The sequence below is a fragment of the Brevibacterium aurantiacum genome, assembly GCF_900169065.1.
In the GTDB taxonomy this organism is placed as follows: domain Bacteria; phylum Actinomycetota; class Actinomycetes; order Actinomycetales; family Brevibacteriaceae; genus Brevibacterium; species Brevibacterium aurantiacum.
Genome location: NZ_FXZB01000022.1, coordinates 21773 through 37940, shown reverse-complemented (window position 1 = coordinate 37940; position 16168 = coordinate 21773). Strand labels below are relative to the sequence as shown.

The 16168-nt window shown below is 58.9% G+C and carries 16 protein-coding genes; 9 read left to right on the top strand and 7 right to left on the bottom strand.

The window, feature by feature from the left end; all coding sequences use genetic code 11:
- Positions 1–29: 29 nt before the first annotated feature.
- The 3 genes from BAUR9175_RS14940 to BAUR9175_RS14930 form a co-directional block, all read right to left on the bottom strand.
- Complete coding sequence (locus tag BAUR9175_RS14940) at positions 30–338, bottom strand: hypothetical protein (RefSeq protein WP_101584259.1); 309 nt, start codon at positions 336–338, stop codon at positions 30–32.
- 100 nt (positions 339–438) lie between these two features.
- Positions 439–1107: a hypothetical protein gene (locus tag BAUR9175_RS14935; protein WP_101584257.1), complete on the bottom strand. Its 669-nt coding sequence runs from the start codon at positions 1105–1107 to the stop codon at positions 439–441.
- Positions 1108–1370: 263 nt separating this feature from the next.
- On the bottom strand, positions 1371–1682 hold the full coding sequence (locus tag BAUR9175_RS14930; protein WP_219618413.1) for a hypothetical protein: 312 nt from the start codon (positions 1680–1682) through the stop codon (positions 1371–1373).
- 218 nt (positions 1683–1900) lie between these two features.
- On the opposite strand from BAUR9175_RS14930, the gene BAUR9175_RS14925 reads away from it, so the two are divergent.
- From BAUR9175_RS14925 to BAUR9175_RS14900, 6 genes are all read left to right on the top strand, one after another.
- A complete protein-coding gene (locus BAUR9175_RS14925) occupies positions 1901–3466 on the top strand; it encodes a class I SAM-dependent DNA methyltransferase (RefSeq protein ID WP_101584254.1) in 1566 nt (521 codons plus the stop codon).
- On the top strand, positions 3463–4650 hold the full coding sequence (locus BAUR9175_RS14920; protein ID WP_101584253.1) for a restriction endonuclease subunit S: 1188 nt from the start codon (positions 3463–3465) through the stop codon (positions 4648–4650). The genes BAUR9175_RS14925 and BAUR9175_RS14920 overlap by 4 nt, the downstream gene beginning before the upstream one ends.
- Positions 4647–7775 (top strand): type I restriction endonuclease subunit R, encoded by a 3129-nt coding sequence (locus tag BAUR9175_RS14915; protein WP_101584252.1) that lies wholly within the window; start codon positions 4647–4649, stop codon positions 7773–7775. The genes BAUR9175_RS14920 and BAUR9175_RS14915 overlap by 4 nt, the downstream gene beginning before the upstream one ends.
- A 114-nt stretch (positions 7776–7889) precedes the next feature.
- Positions 7890–9002, top strand: coding sequence for a hypothetical protein (locus BAUR9175_RS14910; protein ID WP_101584251.1), 1113 nt, complete (start codon positions 7890–7892; stop codon positions 9000–9002).
- A complete protein-coding gene (locus BAUR9175_RS19195; protein ID WP_141322622.1) occupies positions 8969–9538 on the top strand; it encodes a hypothetical protein in 570 nt (189 codons plus the stop codon). The genes BAUR9175_RS14910 and BAUR9175_RS19195 overlap by 34 nt, the downstream gene beginning before the upstream one ends.
- Before the next feature lie 178 nt (positions 9539–9716).
- Positions 9717–10295: a recombinase family protein gene (locus BAUR9175_RS14900; protein ID WP_101584248.1), complete on the top strand. Its 579-nt coding sequence runs from the start codon at positions 9717–9719 to the stop codon at positions 10293–10295.
- 283 nt (positions 10296–10578) lie between these two features.
- On the opposite strand, the gene BAUR9175_RS14895 is transcribed toward BAUR9175_RS14900, so the two are convergent.
- Genes BAUR9175_RS14895 through BAUR9175_RS19955 form a run of 3 tightly spaced genes read right to left on the bottom strand, consistent with a single transcriptional unit; the run spans position 10579 to position 12127 of the window.
- On the bottom strand, positions 10579–11229 hold the full coding sequence (locus tag BAUR9175_RS14895) for a hypothetical protein (protein WP_101584246.1): 651 nt from the start codon (positions 11227–11229) through the stop codon (positions 10579–10581).
- Positions 11230–11586 carry a thiamine-binding protein gene (locus BAUR9175_RS14890; protein ID WP_307722852.1) on the bottom strand — a complete coding sequence of 119 codons (357 nt, stop codon included), beginning with the start codon at positions 11584–11586 and terminating at the stop codon, positions 11230–11232.
- A 52-nt stretch (positions 11587–11638) separates the two neighbouring features.
- The gene (locus BAUR9175_RS19955; RefSeq protein ID WP_101584241.1) at positions 11639–12127 is read right to left on the bottom strand and encodes a helicase associated domain-containing protein; all 489 of its coding nucleotides are present in this window, start codon (positions 12125–12127) and stop codon (positions 11639–11641) included.
- Between the two features lie 352 nt (positions 12128–12479).
- On the opposite strand from BAUR9175_RS19955, the gene BAUR9175_RS14880 reads away from it, so the two are divergent.
- Positions 12480–13397 (top strand): hypothetical protein, encoded by a 918-nt coding sequence (locus BAUR9175_RS14880; protein ID WP_141322621.1) that lies wholly within the window; start codon positions 12480–12482, stop codon positions 13395–13397.
- Positions 13398–13709: 312 nt separating this feature from the next.
- Positions 13710–14306, top strand: a complete 597-nt coding sequence (locus BAUR9175_RS14875) for a recombinase family protein (protein ID WP_101584238.1) — start codon at positions 13710–13712, stop codon at positions 14304–14306.
- A gap of 217 nt (positions 14307–14523) precedes the next feature.
- On the opposite strand, the gene BAUR9175_RS14870 is transcribed toward BAUR9175_RS14875, so the two are convergent.
- Positions 14524–16032: a recombinase family protein gene (locus BAUR9175_RS14870; protein WP_101584236.1), complete on the bottom strand. Its 1509-nt coding sequence runs from the start codon at positions 16030–16032 to the stop codon at positions 14524–14526.
- On the opposite strand from BAUR9175_RS14870, the gene BAUR9175_RS14865 reads away from it, so the two are divergent.
- The gene (locus BAUR9175_RS14865) at positions 15989–16168 is read left to right on the top strand and encodes a DUF4244 domain-containing protein (RefSeq protein WP_101584285.1); all 180 of its coding nucleotides are present in this window, start codon (positions 15989–15991) and stop codon (positions 16166–16168) included. The genes BAUR9175_RS14870 and BAUR9175_RS14865 overlap by 44 nt on opposite strands.

The following is a 16168-nucleotide window of genomic DNA, read 5'->3' as shown; positions in this document are numbered from 1 at the left end:
TGGGGCCAGTTAGCACCACGAGGTGTCTCTCACAGCTCGCGGAGAATCGACGGGATATCGCGGATCGGCCTGTATGGGCCGTAGGTCCTCCTCGCCTCATGCTCGGTGATTCCGAGTGTGCGGGCGATTCTCGGCCAGGGATATTCATGCACCTTGCTGGCCTGGTCGACGATTGCGATCCGGATAGTTTCGAGCTGGATCTCGGCGAGCCTCACGACTTCGAGGTCATTGAGCGGGTCACGGTAGTCGCGGGCGAGCATATCCACGATTCTTTTCAGTTTCAGGATCTCTCGCGTCCGCCTGGCTCCTATGGTCTCGGACTGGTTGTTGGTGTCCATCGTCGCTCCTCCTTGACTTGTGAACTACGGGTGTCCCCGTCTCACCCCACCTCCCGGGCCCGCCCTCGGCGGGCCACCCACCGAATTGGGAGCAGAACCATCAACGGAGCTGGTCCAGGACCTTGTCGATCGACACGAGTCCATGATCTAGGCAGTAGTACACCCGGTTGAGGCCGACGTCGGGGTTGAACAGTAGCTCGCTTTTGCAAAACTGGACTGGCTGACATTGAGAGCATGTTTCCAATGTCCACTTCCCCAACTTCGGCGGCAGGTCTGGAAAATCATCGTCGTTCCCGTGGGGGACAGGTTCGTTCACAACTGACTCCTCGTCGGTTCGTTCACCCACAACGGAGCTGTCGACCAATGCGAGCCTCATCGCTGCTGCAACGACTTGTTCGTCGAACGCAGTGTCATGCCGTGGCCTCGGTGCCTCCGAGGCGTCGTTGCCAGTGACCTCGTCGACTACTTGCAGCCGGTAAGCTGTGACGCCGTTCGGGCCGATGTTCACCGTCTCAATGCGGTGACAAATTTGTACGGCAACCAGCGCGGCCGCAAGGCCGGTATGCTCGCTCCATTCCTTGACGAACACCTGGCCCGGGTCAGCGACGAAGCCGGAAGCAAGAAGACTCAGAGTGAGTACCTCTTCTTCCCCGGTAGTGGGATCGACCAGCATCAGTGCGTGCTGTCGACGGTCGTACTTGATGTCCCCCACCAGATCGAGATCGGGGAGGCTTAGCACTGCGTGCTCTCGGATCGTGGTCCACGGCATGGCATGTTCTCCTTAGACGTGAGCAAAGGAATTCTGCTCTCTGTGGAAGGCCCCGGGCCGCGCTCCGCGCGGTTGGCACACCAAGGGTTCTCGTGGGTTCCGAGGACGATGGACGATGACGCGACCACGATCAACTGATCCATCGCTCATCATCTTTGACTGTTTGTATCTGCTCGCAAATGAGCACACAAATCTCAATCATTAGCCCGGCTATGCCGGGCCCACTCTGCACTTGCAGGGGCCGCTGACTCGTTGTCGGACGGTCAGCCATCCGAAGGACGGGTCTCGGCACCGATGAAGCGCAGCACACGGTCGCGGACGTCGTCACGGTCCGTGTGCAGTCCGGCACCGACGACGATGTCGACGATCTCGTCGACCGTGTACTCGTTCCCGAACAGTTCTTCGTCAGTGTCGTAGTAGCCGAGTAGATCACGCTGCTCCCGGATGAGTTCAGTCGTGGCATTGCGCAAGGCGATGAGATCGTGCAATCGAGCCTCTTCCTCGCTGAGATCAGGGTCGCCCTTGAACCAGTGAAAGTCACGGGCGTGGGCTTCGGCATTGGACTGTGCAGTCATGGTGATCTCCGTTCTCAAGGGTGAAGGCACATAGTCTGTGCTTGTGCACCCGAGAATCCGGGCCGCCTCTGGCGGCCAACGACGCAGTGTTAGTACAGCCTTGACGTCACGTTCGGCGGCGCGGCAGGAGTGCACCACTGTGAACTGCGGATATGGTAGAAGAAACTTCAGAGGCAGTACTTCGTCACGCGATCCAAGCGTGCAAGAAAGGGCAACACATGGCGCGACCAGCCGCTAAGGCCAAACCGTCCAAGACGCTTGAGCAGACGCTATGGGATGCTGCTGACAAACTGCGCGGCAATCAGGAGCCCAGCGAGTACAAGCACGTGGTCCTCGGCCTGGTCTTCCTCAAGTACGTCTCGGACCGCTTCGATGAGCGCCGCGCCGACCTCAAAGATGAGCTGGCAGCCGACGGCATCAAGCCGGAACGCATCGAGTCGTTCCTCGAAGAGCGCGATGAGTACACAAGCCACAACGTGTTCTGGGTGCCAGAGCTCGCCCGTTGGGGCCACATCCAGTCGATGGCCAAGCAGTCGGGGATCGGCCAGGAGCTGGACAAGGCGATGGACCTCATCGAGAAGGAGAACCCCTCCCTCCGTGGCGTCCTTCCTCGCAACTACGGTCGCGACGGCCTCGACAAGAGACGCCTCGGCGGGCTCGTCGATCTGATCGGTTCCATCGGGTTCACCGAGACCGACGACCACGGCGCGGACGACGTCCTCGGGCGGGTGTACGAGTACTTCCTCGGCCAGTTCGCAGGCAAGGAGACCGGCAAGGACGCTGGCGCGTTCTACACCCCGCGGTCCGTGGTTAAGACACTGGTCGAGATGCTGGAGCCGTATAAGGGACGGGTCTACGACCCGGCTGCGGGTTCCGGTGGCATGTTCGTCCAATCAGCGGAGTTCGTGAAGGCACACGGTGGCAAGCGCACCGACATCTCCGTCTACGGGCAGGAGTACACAGACACCACGTGGAAGCTGGCGAAGATGAACCTCGCACTGCGTGGCATCGAGGCGGAAATGGGCTCGCATTCGGCGGACTCGTTCACCGAGGATCTGCACCCGGATCTGCGCGCTGACTTCGTGATCGCGAATCCACCCTTCAACGTATCTGACTGGTGGGACGCAAAGCTCGGTGACGACCCCCGATGGAAGTACGGCACGCCGCCGAAGGGCAATGCGAACTTCGGCTGGGTGCAGCATTTCATCCACCACCTTGCGCCCAACGGCACCGCGGGGTTCGTACTCGCTAATGGGTCATTGTCCTCGAAGAGCAGCGGCGAGGGCGAGATCCGTCAGAGGCTTGTCGAGGCTGGCCTCGTGGACTGTATCGTTGCGATGCCCGACAAGTTATTTTTCAACACCGGCATCCCTGTCTCCTTGTGGTTCGTGTCGAAGGGTCGGGACGGCAATGGTCATCGTGAACGTCGTGACGAAGTGTTGTTCATCGACGCCCGAAAGCTCGGCACCATGGAATCTCGCCGGCTACGTGTGCTGGACGACGACGATGTCGAAAAGATCGCGGGTACGTACCACTCCTGGCGCAACCACGACGGCGAGCAGGAGGACGTTCCGGGCTTCGCAAAATCCGCGAAGATTGACGAGATCGAGAAGCACGACTTTGTACTGACTCCTGGCCGCTACGTTGGTGCGGAAGAGGCCGAGGTTGACGCCGAGCCGATTGACGAGAAGATTGATCGCCTCACAAAGGAATTGTTTGCCGAGTTCGAGTATGGGCGCAAGCTGGAGGACGACGTTCGGCGTCGGCTTGGAGAACTACGTTGAGCCGCAGCGAGTGGCAGATGAGCACAGTTGGCGAGGTCACACGGCGCGTCACAAAGGGTACCACCCCTACGACGCTAGGTGGCCGGTTTGAAGAAAGCGGTATCAACTTCATCAAGGTCGAGTCGATCAACGATTCGGGCGCACTGAATCAATCAAAGTTGGCTTTCATCAGCGAAGAGACCCATAGACAACTTGTCCGCTCCGTCATCGATACGGACGACATACTCTTTTCCATCGCTGGAACGATAGGCCGGGTCGCGCGAGTACAACCTTCAGATCTCCCTGCCAACACAAACCAAGCTGTTGCAATCATTCGTCCCGACATACACAAGATTGATCGGGGTTTTCTATACTACTGTCTTCGCGATACCGACCGCATCGCTCGCGCCCGGACGCGAGTGGTGCAATCCGTACAGCAAAACTTAAGTTTGACGGAAGTTTCCAACATTGAGCTACCTATACCGCCCTTACCGGAACAGCGCGCGATCGCCGCGACGCTCGGCGCGATCGACGACAAGATCGAGTCGAACCGGCGGGCGACTACGTATATATCGTCATTGATAGATGCTCAGTCCGCCCAGATTGGAATGGATCTTCCTGCCGTACCACTCGGACACGTCGTGGCCTCGGTGAAGGCTTCGGTGAACCCGGTCTCTCTCGGTGAGAGTCTTGTTGACCATTTCAGTCTTCCCGCGTTCGATGCGGGAGCACGGCCCGAACGTGTAGTTGCGTCTTCGATAAAGAGCAACAAGCTTCGCCTGCCGGGGCGAGCGATCTTGTTGTCCAGACTCAACCCTCGTTTCAACAGAACATGGTGGGCCTCGTCATCGGATGTTCCAGCTCTCGCCTCCACCGAATTCCTCGTGCTGACGGCGCCGGAAGAGAACTTGCTGGCTGCAGCCTGGTTGGCAGTTCGGGCTCCGTTCTTCCAGGAAGAGTTGCCTCGCCGGGTAACCGGAACCTCTGGAAGCCATCAACGGGTGAGACCCGATGACGTGCTGACGATCAAGGTTCCGGACTTCACTAAGGCACCATCTGCTCTCAAATTCGCCGTACTCACAATGCTTCAGCGTGCCGAGAGCCTGCGAACGGAGTCTGACCGTCTTGTCGCACTTCGCGACTCGTTGCTCCCCCAACTGCTCTCGGGCCGCATCCGAGTCCCTCCCGAGGAAGGAACATTATGACTTCTTTCAACGAAAACATCGTCGAGGAGGCCGCACTAGAGTACTTTGCAGAGCTCGGCTATCACCGGCTACATGGACCTGACATCGCTCCAGATGAACATGCCGCGGAGCGGGAGTCATACGAAGATGTAGTGCTCTGGGGGCGGCTTCGCGCAGCCATCCGTTGGATTAATCCAGGCACGACCCCCGCATTGATCTCCGAGGCTCTGAAGATCGTGCAGCGTGCCGAGTCACAGAGTCCGATCGATGAGAATGCCCGCCTACACAAGCTGATCACGGATGGCGTACCGGTCGAACATCGCAGCGACGACGGTCTGCTCCGCACCACCCGGCTTTGGTTGATGGACTTCGAACACCCGCAGAACAACGACTGGGTCGCTGTCAACCAGTTCACGATCGTGGACAACGGAAAGCACCGCCGCCCTGACGTGTTGGTGATGGTCAACGGCCTGCCCTTGGCGTTGCTTGAGCTGAAGAACCCTGCAGCAGGGCACGCGACCCTGAAGTCGGCGTGGAACCAAGTGCAGACCTACAGGCATGATATCCCCTCGGTGTTCGTGCCGAACGCAGTCACCGTGATTTCTGACGGGACCTCGGCCGCCATGAGCAGCTACTCGGGGGCGTTCGAGCACTTTGCGCCGTGGAAGACGATCGACGGGCGCGACGTCGTCAGCAATCGCTCCGCGCTTGAAGTTCTCATCAAGGGCGTGTTCGACCCCAAACGGTTCCTGGACTTGCTGAAGAACTTCATCGTGTTCAGCGATGAGACCGTCACCAACAAAGTGACCGGGCAGCCCACCAGAGCTCTTGTAAAGCGTGTGGCGAAGTATCACCAGTACTGGGCGGTCAACGCCGCCGTCGAGTCCACGGTGCAGGCTTCGAGGCCTGAGGGTGATCGACGCGGCGGCGTGGTGTGGCATACGCAGGGCTCAGGGAAGAGCTTCGAGATGGTGTTCTACGCCGCGAAGGTCATGCGCGATTCCCGCATGTCGAATCCGACTCTGGTGTTTATCACCGACCGCAATGATCTCGACGACCAGCTGTTCGGCGAGACCTTCGCCCCTGCGCAGATCTTGCCCGAGACACCAGTACAGGCTTCGACACGCTCCGACCTCCGTGCAAAGCTCAAGCGGGCCTCCGGCGGCATCTTGTTCACGACTTTGCAGAAGTTCGCTCCGGGTGAGGACGGTGACAGCAACGCTGTTCTCACCGACCGACGGAATGTGGTCGTCATCGCCGACGAGGCGCATCGGAGCCAATACGGCTTCAGCGAGACACTCGACCGGCATGGTCGACTGAAGTCGGGGCTGGCCAAGCACATGCGCGACGCGCTGCCGGGTGCGACCTACCTCGGCTTCACAGGCACCCCGATCGAGTCGAACGACAAGTCCACCCGATCGGTGTTCGGCGACTATGTCGACGTCTACGACCTCACCAGGGCGGTCGAGGACGGTGCCACGGTGAGGATCTTCTACGAGTCCCGGCTTGCCAAGATCGACGTCTCAGAGGCCGATCTCGCGACGCTGGACGGTCTCGCTGACGAGATCACCGAGACCGTCGAGGAGGACACCGCCACGGCCGCAAAGTCCCGGTGGTCGCGACTGGAAGCGATCGTCGGTGCCGAGTCGCGACTCGATCTTGTGGCGCAGGACATCGTCGAGCACTGGGAAAAGCGCCGTGAATCACTCCTCGGCAAGGGCATGATTGTGACGATGAGTCGCAGGATCGCCGTGCGCCTCTACGAGAAGATCGTCGCCCTGCGCCCAGACTGGCACTCCGATGATCCCGCTGAGGGCAAGATCAAGGTCGTCATGACAGGATCCGCAACTGATCCGGTGGAGTTCCAGCCGCACATTCACTCAAAGGACGTGCGCAAGGACCTCAAGCTGCGTGCAAAGAACGCCGATGATCCGCTGGAACTGGTGATCGTCCGTGACATGTGGCTGACTGGGTTCGACGCTCCGTCGATGCACACGATGTACATCGACAAGACCATGCAGGGTGCGGGGCTTATGCAGGCCATTGCTCGTGTGAACCGCACGTTCCGTGACAAGCCTGGTGGGCTGATCGTCGACTACATCGGTGTGTTCGCCAACTTGCAGACGGCTCTGTCTGAGTACTCGCCCTCGGACCGTGAGCAGGCCGGTGTACCCATCGACGAGATGGTCGCGGTCATGATGGAGAAGCACGACGTCGTCTGTGGACTGTTGCACGGCGTTGACTTCGACTCCTCGCCCGAGCTCACAGCGTCACAGCGGTTGAATGAGTACGCGAAGGTCCTCGACTTCGTCATGGCGGATCCGGAGCGTACGTCGCGGTTCAACGACGTGGTACTCGCACTGGCCAAAGCCTTCGCACTTGCTGGTGCCCGTGACGAAGCAGCAGCGATCCGGGATGACGTGCGTCTGTTTACGGACGTGAGAGCAGCGATCCTCAAGATCCAGAACCCGGACTCCGGTCGCGGTGGTTCCGGTGCCGTGGAGATCGACACCGCACTCGGCCAGCTGATCAACGATGCGGTCGCAGCTGACCAGGTCGTGGATGTGTACAAGATGGCCGGTGTGGAGACGCCTGAAATCTCGATCCTCAGCGATGAGTTTCTTGACTCCTTGGCTGAGAAGGAGCGACCCAACCTCCAGATGGGTCTGCTCAGGCGGCTCCTTAATGACCAGATCCGCACAGTGCAGCGCAAGAACATCGTGCAGGGCCGAAAGTTCTCGGAGATGCTCGACGAGGCCGTCAACCGATACACGAACCGGTCCTTGTCGACGGCCGAGATCGTCGCCGAGCTGGTCAAGCTCGCCAAGCAGATGCGCGATGACCAAAAGCGTCACGAGAAGCTTGGTCTACGGGAAGACGAGGTCGCCTTCTACGATGCCGTCGTCCAGAACGACGCCGCCGTCCTGGAACTCGGCGACGAGACTCTCAAAGCCATCGCGCAGGATCTGGTGAAGTCAGTGCGGCAGTCGGCAACGATCGATTGGAACCTCAAGGAGTCCGTCCTGGCCGCGATGAGGTCCAAGGTGCGTCGCATCCTCGCTCGGTACGACTACCCACCTGACGCGGAGGACAAGGCGATTGAACTTGTTCTTGAACAGGCGGAGGTATTTGCTAACAATGCTTAAGCAGGGGAGTTCAATTCACGTAAGAACTTACCGAAGCTTGGCCGTCAGCACCGGAGTGCTTCAAATAAACTAAATCGCACTGTAGCAAAGTTGAAGGAACGGTGACTCAACACCATGGCACGATCATACGGATTTCGCGTCTTCATCGTCGAGGCGTATCCCAACCGCATAAAGGATCGGGAACCCTACAATGCGGAGAGCGGAGGCGGTATTGCAAAAGAAATCTCACTCTTGCTGGAGCGACTTGAGAACAAGGGAACCCAGCGGTTTGAGGCACGCCCAGATCAAAACGGAAACGTGACAAAGCCTTTAAAGACTGCCACGCTCACCTCTTCTCAAGTAGTTAGCCCCAGCCTCATTCACGCTCAGATTGCGACCGGTGAGGAAGGTAGTCACGCATCCGCGACCAAGCCCAGAGCCACGACCCGGGATCTTGAAGGCTGGTCCGCCGAGGCATCCCATCAGGTCACCTTCGTTTTCCCAAAGGGTAAAGACTCTCGGTTTCTGTTGGTCACGCAAACAAATTACCGACGTGATCCACACGCACGGCTTCTAGCGATGATCCGAGACGAGAGCAAGCTGATCCGTTCTGAGCGTGAAGATGAGGAGGCGGCAAATCGCAATGAAGCACGCAAAGCGGGCGAGAAGATCCCCAAAAAGAAGGCATTTAAGCGACTATTGTTTGACGAACACCAGGCGTCTGACAACGAGTATTTAGATGAATTGCTAACCGGCGCAGACAGGGCCTCGGTAACATTTAAAAGCAAACGTCTTGATGCCACCGGCCACAATGATTATGTCGATCGAGTCCTGACCATCAAGCTTCGTGACCAAAATATCATTGACGTCGGTCGACAGGCAGGCAGATCTTGGGTGACTAGGCGACGATCCCAAGAGAACACGACGCAAAAGCAGGCGGTATCAGAGGTCGCAAGCCTACTCGAAGAGCGAGACTTGTTCGGAGACGGGGAAGAGGATCGTTACCAATCAACATCTATCGCACTGCATGGTAAAGAATCAGACGCGACGACGACTATCGCGGTGGACACGCTGCGAGACGCTTTCACTTACCCGCTATCAGATCTTCCCCCTAGTATCCATTCCTACTATGCTCGCGTCTGTGACCGGGCCTCAAGGGTTGCTCGCCAAGAAGGTATTGAACTAGAAATTATTGACCCGGACGAGGTGATCCGATGCTTAACCGATTCAACCCCGGTCGCGTTATAGCCGGGGTTTTTGCCGGACTACGACGGCGATCTCAAACTGGCGACGAAAAGTTTGATGTGGTCGCCTTCTTGGTTCTATTCGGTCTCCCAGTTGCAGTGGCCGTTCTTCTTATTTGCGCCCGAGTCGCTATTGATGAACCAGAAATTTGGCTTGCCGCTGCCGCTTTACTGGTTGGCGCCCTACTCGCCGGGTTTTCACAAGTTGCCGGATGGCGTGAACGCATACTAGAGCGCGGTCGTTCAGTGGACCAAGTGCGTGTGAGGGCGTTAAACGAGGCTGGGGCGTTAATCCTGATGTGCATCCATGTTTCGGTACTCGGCTCGGCAAGTTTACTCTGCGTAGCACTGATTGAGATGAAGGATCATGCTGGGTGGGTCGACTGGATCGCGGTGGGCTTAAGTAGCATCGGGCCAGCATCTCTAGCATACATTGCGCTCTCTCTCTGTCTCGTCGTCAATCTGCTCTGGGATGGTTTCACCAACGAACAGGAAGATTCTGAAAGGGAAAACCTCGAAGACTTTGACGGCGTCGATTGAGAGAACAAGAATCCACGCAATAGTCGCCGCTGATCGTTCATCAAACGGTCGTATGTCGAACACTGAACGGTTGGCCGCCGAAAGGAGGATCTGCCGCTCCAATCTGTTCACAAACCCGTTCACTAACTGATAGCCTTGAAGTGAGTTACTGAACACGTATGTTGAACGGGAGGGCGTCATGGCACTGGTCGGCCTGGTGCGGGTGAGCACGAAGAAGCAGGAGACGTCTCGGCAGCATGATGCCCTCGACCCGCTGTGCGTCAAGGTGTTCGAGGAGAAGGTCAGCGGCAAGCTCGACGTCGACGCCCGACCTGGGCTCCGCGAGGCGATCGTGTACATGCGGGGCGGAGACATGCTGACTGTGCAGGAGGTCGACCGGCTCGGCCGCAACCTCCTGGAGGGGCTCATCGTCTTGACCGATCTGTTCGAACGCGGCATCGCGGTCAAGGTGTTGGAGGGCATCGCAGCCGGCGAGCATACTGAGCGGTCGCTGATCCTCGACCTAGCGCTGGCGCTGGCTGAGGACCGTCGCCGCGACATCGTCCGCAAGACGCGGAATGGACTGGAGGCCGCCAGGAAGCGCGGCAAGGTCGGGGGGCGTCCGCGGGTGATCGACGACGACAAGCGCACGGTGGTCCTCGCCCGTCGGGAGAAGGGTGAGTCCATCCGTGAGATCGCAGCAGCCACCGGCGTCTCAGTGGGAGCCGTGCACGGTGTGATCTCCGAGCACGAACGTCTGGCGAAGGCAGAGGCTTGAGTCGTGTTCGAGTCCGAAGACGAGGAGTACCGAACCTGCGCCGAGTGTGGAGCGGACTGCGAGCCGGAATCGTTCCCGAAGGACCAAGGCGTCCGGGTGACCTTCGCATGCCCGACGCATGGGGTGCACACTGTCGTCGACCGGTTCGAGGACAGACGCTGAAAACTGGAATCACTTTTTTAGGTAGCGGACGCTAGATCGACGAGTCCTGCGGCGCTCTTCGCTGCCGCGGCCTTTTATTTAACAACCTAGGTCAAAAGGCTATTGGAGTAAGCTGCGCCAGCTAGCCAAGCCAAAGGTCATACGACGCCTCACGGACTTTGGAAGTATCGGTGCGATTCCTATTTCGATATTCGCGAACTTCCTTCCAGGAGGAGAGCATCTTCCACGCAATACGTAGTCTCATCGGCTCGGGATGCTGTCGCGTGAAACGGTCGAAGACCCCACATCGCTCCCGTAGGTGGCCCAGCTTTAACCGTACTTCATGGTCACTATTGAGCAGTGGCGCACCGACTCTATCCACCTGAACTTCGTAACCATTAGCGTATGGCCATTGCATAGCAACCACAGACATGTGCCGCCCAATGTCCTTCAAAACGCCGCTCTGATAACTATTCGCGCCCGGCGTGCGATAGACCGGATTCAGGAACACAGTCTCGACATCACGAGAGGACTGCTGACGAGCGTAAATCCGGAGTCGGGCGTCGAAAACTGGACGACTTCTCACCTCGTCTAACGCATTCGGGTGAGCGAGTGTTTTCTCGGTAGTCACGAGTACCTCCTCGTTCCATTTGAGGAGTCGTTCGTGTGCCTGGTGCCAACGGCGGTTCTTGAATTCCGCCGACCAAGCCGCGTACGCGACAACCAGCGCGATGATCGCTAAGACCAAGCCGACACAGTCAATTACAAACGACGCGATGTCCAGCCCCGACATTTACCCTCTCCTGACTTCGATCTTGTGTTCGAACCGTTCGACCTTCGCCACCGGCTCGCCCCCGCATCCGGGACGGACGTCGACTTTGCTGACGAGCGAGATGCGGGAACTGAACGGCTCGACGGCCTCTGTGGCACGCTTCACCATGCCGACGCCCTCGTCCCGGGCGCCTTCAGTCTCGGCAAACAGGCTCGACGTCGTGTTGGGCGAGCCTGAGTCACGTACAACATTGGCGGCAGCAGCGACAGCATCGTGTACTGGCCCATCTTCACAGCCGGTTCCGGACGGGGCGACGGAGAACGCTAGCACAATAACAGTTCCCCTCTCAGATTGCTGCGGGACGGTTGGAAGACCCATGTCCTAGATTGATCATATTTCTAAACATGTCGCAATTTGGTGGCCACGCTTATCAGTAGGAGCGGCGGCCCGCGCCCGGGTTCCACACAATTTTCATACTTTCCGCTCTATCGACGACCGTCTGCGGTAGCTTCCCTTTCCGATACTGCGATCGAAGCCGTGCGACCCAACGACCTGCATTGGGCCATGTGCTGATGCCGCGAAGCTGTGGAATGTTGATGTGACCGTTTTCTTGAAAGTATTCCTCCAACCATTCGAGTCTTCGGAGGAGGTCACTTTCCCTGCATTCAGCACGAGTCGGGGGTTTGGGTTTGGGATCGCGATAAGGCGGGACGAATCGCACTCCTATGGCTTCTGCTGCTGCGACTTTCTCACCCGTCAGCTTGCCCTTACGATATTTCTCTCGGAGGCTGGAAACCCAAAGTCCGACTCTCCAGGTGAGCCACTCTTCATGTGCCTTGGGGTTCGCGTGGCCATACTCTCTGGCGTATGCAGACAAGCGTGCCAGTCCTCGGTCAAAGTCGACTCTGCCTCTGCCCATGGTTGAAGAATAGCGTCATTTGATGCTCTCTTTCAGGCTCATGGGCAGGGAGGACGTAGAAATGCTTTATGCCCGCGGGCAGAACGACGTGGCTCAGTTTTGCCGTATCTATGGCTGCCCAAGTTCCGCAAGACGGGCCGATAGCTGTTAGCTCATAAGAAGGTACGAGCAAGATCAACATCGACGTGGTGGAAATCACTCTCCTTGTTACACTCAGGGAAATATCGCGTCGTAATTCAGGAAGGACTGATTGACGATGTCGCACCATTCGGGATGCGGTGGCGCAAGCGGTACAACGTGCGTCTGTCCTTGCGGAAACACGTTGCACGGAACAGTGAAGACTCAAGGGGTAGTGGCGGAGGCCGTGTGCTCGCATGACGCTGCGGAAGTCAAGAAACGGCGCTATGAGTCGCGCAAGAAGGCGCTGGAACACCGGTGGAAAAGACCCTCACATGGGAACGGTTTACCGACCGATGGTGACAGCGAGACCGAGCCAAACGAGAACGAGCCAAGCGCCTATCCAGCTGGGGACACAAGCGATCGAGCGGGCGCTCGTATGGTCAACGAATTCATCATCGGACTAATTGAGCATAAAATTGCGATTGACAGCGGCAGCAAGGAGAGTGTTGCTTCGGTAGATCTCTCCGATACAGAGCTCGCTACAGTGCAACAACTGTCGGAGACCATTGCTGACAAAGTTCTGTCGGATATGGAAGGACATCTTCGCTCGGGTGGCCCCCGGGGGAGCAAAAAAGACAGAGCAGACCACTTCTTCTGTGTAGTTTTGGCCGCGATATGTCAGGCCTATGCGACGCTGGACAACTTCGCGAACAAGACAAATAGTAAACTGGCGGGGATCATCGTCGATCTTATCGAGTTGTCTGTACAGAATCCGAAGGATGGCTTACCCGCGCCATACCCTCGCACAGTTGAAAAGCCTAAAGGCCGGGGAAAGAAGCGCCGCAAGCGTAACCGAGATGATTCGTTCAGGCTACAAGATGGAGAAAGAGACTTCTTGCATCAGGTTATTCTGAAGTTGCTAGAGGCCGCAAGAGGATCCGCGATGGCACCCATTGAGGAGGGTGTGATGCTACATCTGCGCGTCATTGCTGCGATTACTTGCCCCGATCCAGACCGCCATCCCAGCATCATCAAGTACTGCATATGGCCACTTCTGAAAGGTCCCCTTCGGGGGCTCATCAGCGACGAGGTCGCCGACCAGATGGAGGCTTGGCTTGTGGATACTTATCCGAAGGAAGGCTTGTCGTAGGGAATCGCCTCGACTATGCGCACGATCCGCACCGCCGCACGCGATTAATATTGAGCAGCGGTCGCCCTTGACTATGTTTTCCGCTTGAGCCTCAATCGGAGCCAGACCCCCGGCCCTGGCCACCTTCTCGTTGGCGGATAGGACGAACCGTGGCTAGCCGTCGATGACCCGTTTCGATCACATACGAGACTCACCATATTCAACATTGTCCATTTGCGTGTACCCAGATGGACGCTCATGAATAGTTGCCTAGGACTGTCTAACAGGGTGGGCGTCGGGTAAAGTTAGACATATACGCAGGAGGGTCTAGACATGAGTGGACACAAGGGACAGATCGTCGGATACGTTCGCGTGAGCGCGGCCGACCAGAACCCAGCGCGACAGATCGAGGCGATCGGAGTCGTCGACCGACTGTTCTCCGAGAAAGTCTCGGGCAAGAACGTCGATGATCGTGAGCAGCTCAAAGAGATGATCGCCTATGCCCGTGACGGCGACACCGTGCGGGTGAAGTCTCCGGACCGGCTGGCACGGTCAACCCGGGATCTCCTCGACCTCGTCGAGCAGCTCCAGGCCAAGGGCGTCGCCGTGGAGTTCGTCGACAACCCTGCGTTAAACACAGGCACACCACAGGGCGAGTTCATGCTGACCATCCTCGCGGCCGTCGCCCAGCTGGAGAGGGCCACCATCAGGGAGAGGCAGGCCGAGGGAATCGCCCTGGCCAAGAAGAAGGGCACATACGACCGCGTACCTAAGCTCGACCCGGAGCAGATCGCGGATGCCCGTCAGCGGATCTCAGAGGGCGTGCCGAAGGCGAAGGTGGCCTGCGACATGGGCGTTTCACGCCAGACGCTCTATTCCGCGCTGAACGGCTCGGGAAAGTATGCCGAACTCATGAGGTCCGCGTCATGAGTGGTGACCCCGAAGATGTTGAAGTCCCGGATGATCTGGAGATCACCATTTGGGACGAGTCCACTGGCTACCGCACATGTGCAGACTGTGGTCGAGATTGTCCACCGGAGCCGTTCGATGCCGGAGAAGGGCAAGGCATCAGAATCGCTTTCGCATGTCCGACCCACGGCGTTCATAGCGTCGTGGACCCGTTCGAGGGCAAGCGGTAGCCCACTGTTCAGGTGGCGGACCGCTTCCAGTCGATCTCCACGGTCTCCCCAGCAGCCTCGAAGGTGGTGATGCGTCGCCCTGACCCGACGGGATGGATGACCACGGTCATGAGTGCCTCCACTACAGTGCGGCGACGGGCGAGCGTCCGCTCCTCGTCGAACCACCACGCGCGAGCGTCCTCGACCCCAACCAGCTCGGCGAGAGGGTCGCTGGCGACGGCGCGGGCGATCTCTGTGTCCACGACCCGCAGCTCATCGGCGAGATCATCCAGCGCCTCCTCCGCCTCTTCTTCGGTCGCCCGGCCGGAGGAGATCTGCTTGAGCACGGTCTTGCGCCGCTTTCCCAGGGCGATGCGCTGGGAGTTGAGCACGCGCACGTCCACGACATCCGGCTTCGGCGCAAGGAGGTCGAGAGTGTCGGGCTCGGACAAGCGAGCGATGCACGCCTCCGAGGCGAACTCGTCGATGATCTCGCCCCGGCGCATGATGTGCCCGTTCACGCAGCGGTAGGTGTGATACCGCTGACTAGGAGCGGTGCCGGTGCCATCCTTCCGAGGCGTTGGGTGCGTCTTGCCTCGCGCTGAGCGGACCGGTTCGCGACACACGGAGCAGACGGCCAGGCCGGAGAGCAGCCATTTCCGCGAGTTACCTTGGTGGTTGGGCTTGACACCGATGAGCTTGTCACGAGCAGCGACGAGGAGATCGCGCTGTATGAGCTCCTTCCAAGCGCCGGGGGTACAAGCAGCGAGGTCGATGGCGGCGAGGTCGTGCGGCTGGCTTCCCTGGGACGGCGGCAAGAGCGCCGCGTAGAGCGGGTTCATCAGGATACGCCGGACCGTCGATGTGTGCCAGCGTGCGCCCTTGCGCGTACTCCGACCAGCAGTGTTGAGGTCTCGGGCGATCTGACCGAGCGGAGCGCCCGACAAGAACTCCTTAAAGATCTTTCTCACGTCTTTCGCCTCGTCTGTGTCGATGACGTACCTCGTCCCGGCCTTGTCGCGGCTGGCAGCGGCTACCCACGTGTAACCGTGCGGCGCCTTGCCGGGAGACGGATGACCGACGGCTCGGCGTTCGCGGGCATAGCGCTGGGCACGCTGCGCCTTGATTTTGACCTCACGCTCGGCGAGGAGCACCAGCTGCTTGAGCATGTAGTCGTCGTGCTCGGTGTCGATGCCGCCGCGCACAGTGACGACGCGGATGTCACGGCGCGGAGGGCGGATGTCGAGCACGTCGGTGAGGCTCCGGGTGAGGCGGTCGACCTCCGTGACCATGAGGGTGTCGAACTCGCCGGCGTCGTATGCCTTGAGCATCTTCGCCCAGTTCGTCTTCGATCCGCGCGCAGTGCTGCCGCTGACGTCGTTGTCAGGGTAGGGCTCGCCGGCGACCAGCCAGCCGCGTCGCCTGACCTCTTCCTCACAGTCGGCGATCTGCTGCGCGATGCCTTGGTCCTCCTCGACACTCTGTCGTGCATAGATGGCGACGCGTGGGACGGCGCGACGAGCGGGTTCAGTAGTCATTTCTCAAGTATGCCATTACGCCACCACAGCGGCCGCCTGCGGGTTCGCCGCACTGTTGGTCGTCATCTTGAAGTCGGAACCGATCAAGGAACTCGTCACCGGCGTGATCCAGACGGCCCTCGGCCTCGGAGCCTGA

Excerpts from the sequence above, each read along its gene's own strand:
- BAUR9175_RS19195 (WP_141322622.1), top strand. The coding sequence starts at position 8,969 with ATGCTTAACCGATTCAACCCCGGTCGCGTTATAGCCGGGGTTTTTGCC.
- BAUR9175_RS14935 (WP_101584257.1), bottom strand. The coding sequence starts at position 1,107 with ATGCCGTGGACCACGATCCGAGAGCACGCAGTGCTAAGCCTCCCCGAT.
- BAUR9175_RS14925 (WP_101584254.1), top strand. The coding sequence starts at position 1,901 with ATGGCGCGACCAGCCGCTAAGGCCAAACCGTCCAAGACGCTTGAGCAG.
- BAUR9175_RS14890 (WP_307722852.1), bottom strand. The coding sequence starts at position 11,586 with ATGGGTCTTCCAACCGTCCCGCAGCAATCTGAGAGGGGAACTGTTATT.
- BAUR9175_RS14900 (WP_101584248.1), top strand. The coding sequence starts at position 9,717 with ATGGCACTGGTCGGCCTGGTGCGGGTGAGCACGAAGAAGCAGGAGACG.
- BAUR9175_RS19955 (WP_101584241.1), bottom strand. The coding sequence starts at position 12,127 with ATGGGCAGAGGCAGAGTCGACTTTGACCGAGGACTGGCACGCTTGTCT.
- BAUR9175_RS14865 (WP_101584285.1), top strand. The coding sequence starts at position 15,989 with ATGGCGACGCGTGGGACGGCGCGACGAGCGGGTTCAGTAGTCATTTCT.
- BAUR9175_RS14930 (WP_219618413.1), bottom strand. The coding sequence starts at position 1,682 with ATGACTGCACAGTCCAATGCCGAAGCCCACGCCCGTGACTTTCACTGG.
- BAUR9175_RS14895 (WP_101584246.1), bottom strand. The coding sequence starts at position 11,229 with ATGTCGGGGCTGGACATCGCGTCGTTTGTAATTGACTGTGTCGGCTTG.
- BAUR9175_RS14940 (WP_101584259.1), bottom strand. The coding sequence starts at position 338 with ATGGACACCAACAACCAGTCCGAGACCATAGGAGCCAGGCGGACGCGA.
- BAUR9175_RS14870 (WP_101584236.1), bottom strand. The coding sequence starts at position 16,032 with ATGACTACTGAACCCGCTCGTCGCGCCGTCCCACGCGTCGCCATCTAT.
- BAUR9175_RS14910 (WP_101584251.1), top strand. The coding sequence starts at position 7,890 with ATGGCACGATCATACGGATTTCGCGTCTTCATCGTCGAGGCGTATCCC.
- BAUR9175_RS14915 (WP_101584252.1), top strand. The coding sequence starts at position 4,647 with ATGACTTCTTTCAACGAAAACATCGTCGAGGAGGCCGCACTAGAGTAC.
- BAUR9175_RS14875 (WP_101584238.1), top strand. The coding sequence starts at position 13,710 with ATGAGTGGACACAAGGGACAGATCGTCGGATACGTTCGCGTGAGCGCG.